Source organism: Bradyrhizobium sp. (assembly GCF_019244115.1).
Classification (GTDB): domain Bacteria; phylum Pseudomonadota; class Alphaproteobacteria; order Rhizobiales; family Xanthobacteraceae; genus Bradyrhizobium.
On record NZ_JAFATE010000737.1, the window covers coordinates 1 to 4,631 of the forward strand.

The 4,631-nt window shown below is 64.5% G+C and carries 5 protein-coding genes; 3 read left to right on the forward strand and 2 right to left on the reverse strand.

Annotated features, from left to right (window positions below):
* On the reverse strand, positions 1-1,727 hold a 1,727-nt coding region (locus JOZ76_RS31715), incomplete at its 3' end, for a branched-chain amino acid ABC transporter ATP-binding protein/permease (RefSeq protein ID WP_291705337.1).
* A gap of 4 nt (positions 1,728-1,731) precedes the next feature.
* Positions 1,732-2,772, reverse strand: coding sequence for a branched-chain amino acid ABC transporter permease (locus JOZ76_RS31720; RefSeq protein ID WP_291705338.1), 1,041 nt, complete (start codon positions 2,770-2,772; stop codon positions 1,732-1,734).
* A gap of 179 nt (positions 2,773-2,951) precedes the next feature.
* Here JOZ76_RS31720 and JOZ76_RS31725 point away from each other — a divergent pair, with 179 nt between their 5' ends.
* The 3 genes from JOZ76_RS31725 to JOZ76_RS31735 form a co-directional block, all read left to right on the forward strand.
* Complete coding sequence (locus tag JOZ76_RS31725) at positions 2,952-3,461, forward strand: MarR family winged helix-turn-helix transcriptional regulator (protein ID WP_291705339.1); 510 nt, start codon at positions 2,952-2,954, stop codon at positions 3,459-3,461.
* Positions 3,462-3,773: 312 nt separating this feature from the next.
* Entirely contained in the window at positions 3,774-4,019 is a 246-nt protein-coding gene (locus tag JOZ76_RS31730) for a helix-turn-helix domain-containing protein (protein ID WP_291705340.1), read from the forward strand.
* Between the two features lie 61 nt (positions 4,020-4,080).
* Positions 4,081-4,631: proton-conducting transporter transmembrane domain-containing protein (locus JOZ76_RS31735; protein WP_291705341.1), on the forward strand; the 551-nt coding region annotated here is incomplete at its 3' end.

Genomic DNA, 4,631 nt, shown 5'->3' on the forward strand with positions numbered 1-4,631 from the left:
CTCTTGATCGCCGCCGGCGTGCCTTCCGCGATCTTGGTGCCGAAATCCAGCACGACGATGCGGTCGGCGAGGTTCATGACGAAACCCATGTCGTGTTCGACCAGCAGCACCGACATGCCGCCTTGGCGCAATTCGCGCAGCAGCGCCGCGAGGCGCTGCTTCTCCATGTGGCGCAGGCCCGCGGCCGGCTCGTCGAGCAGCAGCAGCATCGGGTCGACGCAGAGCGCGCGCGCGATCTCGACGATGCGCTGCTGGCCGAGCGAGAGCGAACCCGCGAGCTGGCCGATCTGGTCGGCGAGGCCGAGCCGCGCGATCTGCCGCGCAGCTTCCGCGAGCAATCGCGCCTCTTCTGATCGGTCGAGGCGAAGCATGCTGGAGAGCGCGCCGGAGCTGCCGCGCAGATGCGCACCGATCGCGACATTCTCCAAAACCGTCATGTCGGGCACCAGCTTGACGTGCTGAAAGGTCCTGGAAATGCCGAGCTTCACCACCTCCTGCGGCGGCGCATGGCCGGTCGGCTTGCCGAGCACGGAGACCATGCCGCCGGTCGGCGGCAGCACGCCGGTGATCAGGTTGAACGTGGTGCTCTTGCCTGCGCCGTTCGGGCCGATCAGGGCCACGATCTCGCGCGCCTGAACGTCGAAGGAAACGTTGTTCACCGCGAGCACGCCGCCGAACTGTTTTCGCGCCTTGTCGACCTGCAGCAGAACACGAGGCTCGCCCGACGCGCGCTCGCGCGCAGGCAGGGTAAGCGAGGTGTCGGGGCGTTTGCGTGCGGCCTTCAGCGGCAGATATGACACCAGCCACGGCCAGACGCCGGTCGGCGCGAGCTGCAGCAATGCCACCAGCAGGATGCCGAACACGATGGTCTCGAGCTGGCCTTCGCCCTTCAGGAGATAGGGCAGATAGCTCTGCAGCACCTCCTTCAGCACCACGACAATGCCGGCGCCGAGCACGCCGCCCCAGACATAGCCGGCACCGCCGACCACGGCGATGAACAGATATTCGATGCCGGCCTGGGCGCCGAACGGCGTCGGATTGGCGGCGCGCTGGAAATGCGCATAGAGCCAGCCGGACAGGCCGGCCAGCACCGCTGCGTAGATGAACACCAGAAGTTTGGCGCGCGGCGTGATCACGCCAAAGGATTCGGCGGCGATGTGGCCACGCCGCAGCGCGCGGATGGCGCGGCCGGTGCGCGAGTCCAGGAGATTGAGCGTGAGCAGCGCAGATACCAGCACCGCGGTCCAGATCGCATAATAGATCGTGTCGGGCGCGATCATGCGGAACGAGCCGATCGAGAGCGGCGGAATCGCTGAGATACCGTCATTGCGGCCGAGGAATTCAAGCTTGCTGAAGAGGTAAAAGAGCCCCAGGCCCCAGGCCAGCGTGCCCAGCGGCAGGTAATGTCCCGACAGCCGCACCGTGATCAGACCGAGCAGCACGGCGGCGCCCCCCGCGACGAGCAGTGAGAGTGGCAGTGTCAGCCAGGGGGAGAGGCCGTAGCTCGTGGTCAGGACCGCGGTGGTGTAGGCGCCGAACCCGCAGAATGCCGCCTGTCCGAACGAGGTGAGACCGCCGACCCCGGTCAGCAGCACGAGCCCCATCGCCACCAGCGCCGACAGGCCGATATTGTCCAGGAGTACGATCCAGAATGGCGGCATGCCGGGAATTAACGGCACCGCCGCCATCACGGCTGCGAAGATCAGGATGGGCCAACGCTCTCTCATCGCGTCAGTCCTTCTCTTCCTCGACCGCGGGCGCGGCGAGCGAACGGAGTAGCAGCACGGGGATCAGCAGCATGAAGACGATGACCTCCTTGTAGTTGGAGGCATAGAAGGAGGAAAAGGCCTCGACGATGCCGACGACGAGCGCCGCGACTGCGGTGAGCGGATAGCTCACCAGGCCGCCGATGATGGCGGCAATGAAACCTTTCAGGCCGATCAGGAAGCCGGTGTCGTAGTAGAGCGTGGTGATCGGCACGATCAGAATGCCGGAGAGCGCCCCGATCAAGGATGCGAGCAGGAAGGCGATCTGGCCCGACAGCGTGGTGCGGATGCCGACCAGCCGCGCGCCGAGCCGGTTGACGGCCGTGGCGCGCAGCGCCTTGCCATAGAGGGTCAATCCGAAGAACAACCAGAGTCCAACGATGAAGGCTGTCGCGACGCCGTAGACGGCGATGCTCTGACCGGTGAAGCGCAGCGGACCGGCCATGACGGCGGCGTCGGCAATCACGGGTCCGCGCTGTCCCTCGGCGCCGAAGAACAGCAGCCCAAGCCCCTGCAGCGCGAGATGGCAGCCGACCGACGCGATCAGGAGCACCAGCACCGAGGTGTGCGCGAGGGGCTGGAACGCAATGCGGTACAGGAATATGCCGATCGAGGCGACGATGATCAGCGACAGCGCGATGCACAGCGCGACCGGAGGATGATGCCCGGCCGCCCAGACCGTCAGCGCGAGCACGAGGCCGGGCAGGACGATGTTGACGGCAAAGGCCCGTGCGATGACAGGCCAGTGCAGCGCGCGGCGGGCGGCGTAGAGGTCGAAGGCGAAGGCTGCGACCCCCATCACCAGTGCCAGACGCGCCGTTCCCGGCATCTGTCCGGAGGACAGTGAGGCGTAGGTCAGGGCGCCATAGGTGACGAACTCGCCCTGCGGGATCAGGATTACGCGGGTCACCGCGAAGACCAGCACCAGCGCCAGGCCGAGCAATGCATAGACCGCGCCGTTGGTGATGCCGTCCTGCATCAGGAACAGCATGATTGTCATGTTCAAGACCGGACGCTCCCCCTTGAGCTATGGGTTCGGATCGCGGCTCCGTTCATGATTGGTGCCAGCGATCCGATCGGGGCAGTTGATCACTGCCGCCGAAATTTGATATGCTTCATAACAATTATTGAATATAATCTCAAGCCCGGTGTGGAATAGCCTACCGGGATTGCGGGTCTCAAGCGATGACTGTTTCAAGGGCCGTAACGGGGGAGGCCACCAAAGTGCGCAAGGAGACGCCCGAAGCGGCGGGCGAACAGGATGCGTTGCAGCTGGGCGAGCTGTCGGACCTGCTCGGTTATGTGCTCAAGCGCGCGCAGCTCAAGGTATTCGAGGACTTCCTGCGCTGCGTCGGGTCGCTGCAGCTGACCCCGGCGCAATTTTCCGTGCTCATTCTGCTCGAGAAGAATCCCGGCCGCAACCAGACCGAGATCGCCAATACGCTCGGTATCCTCCGGCCGAATTTCGTTGCGATGCTGGATGGCCTGGAGAGCCGCGATCTCTGTACGCGGATGCGTTCGACCAGTGATCGCCGCTCCCACATCCTGGTCCTGACCGACAAGGGACGCGCGGTGCTGCAGCGTGCCAAGAAGCTGGTCGCGAGCAAGCACGAGGCGCGCCTCAACGAGCTGCTCGGCCCCACCAACCGCGCGGCGCTGCTGTCGATGCTGTCGAAGATCTCGCGGGAGTTTTGATCCCCCTCCCTCTGATCGAAAGGGGCGACGCTTTCGTCACGGCTCAAGGTGTGCTGGCGCAACCTCCTCAACTGTCATCGCCCGACTTGATCGGGCGATCCAGTACGCTGCGGCTTCTCAATGAATTTCCGCGGTCTCTGGAATACAGGATCACCCGCTTTCCGCGGGTGATGACTAGGCGGATTTGCGGCTCCAGCACGCCACGGCAGGGTGGTGCGCATTATGATGCAAAAAGCCTCCTAACTGATACTTGACGCATCAGTATAGATGGTCGAGAATTGCATTCTCTCCCGGGTTTGGGGTGGGGTTCCCATGATCACGTCAGCGCAATTGCGTGCCGCACGCGCGCTTCTGGGCATCGATCAGCGCGAACTGGCACAGCGCTGTGGATTGTCGCTGCCGACGATCCAGCGCATGGAAGCCTCGGACGGTGTGATTCGGGGCAATGTCGATTCGCTTGTGAAGCTGGTCGAGGCGCTCGCTTCGGCTGGGATCGAGTTGATTGGGGAGGGCGCGGCTTCCGCCAGTGGCGGACGCGGCGTGAGGCTCAAATCATGAGCCCAGGGCAGGCCAGCGAGAGCGCGACGTGCGTGCGCGAAGGCGGCATGGCGGAGCGGCCATGATCCAGGCCGCGCTCTGGGCGGTCGCGGTGTTGTTGGCGCTGGCGCCTGTGGCGATCGCGCTGTCGCTGAACGCGCGAGGTTCTGTCATCGTCTACGGCGCAAGTCTCGTCGTCACCACCATGCTCTGCGCCATCGCGCTTGCTCACCTGCTTGACTCCACTCATCCGGTCGCGGCCATCGTCCTGCCGATTGGCCTGCCTTGGCTCGGTGCGCATTTTCGCATCGACGCGCTCTCGGCTTTCTTCCTCGTGGTTGTCAATTTCGGTGGCGGGGCGGCAAGCCTGTTTGCCCTGGGCTATGGCCGTCACGAACCATCGCCCGGCCGTGTGCTGCCGTTCTATCCCGCCTATCTCGCCGCGATGAACATCGTGGTGCTGGCGGACGACGCCTTCAGTTTTCTCGTTGCCTGGGAGTTCATGTCGTTGACCTCCTGGGCGCTGGTGGTCTCGAACCACAAGGACCCGGAAAACCTGCGCGCAGGCTATGTCTATCTCCTGATGGCGAGCTTTGGCACGCTGGTGCTGCTGCTCGCCTTCGGCGTGCTGGC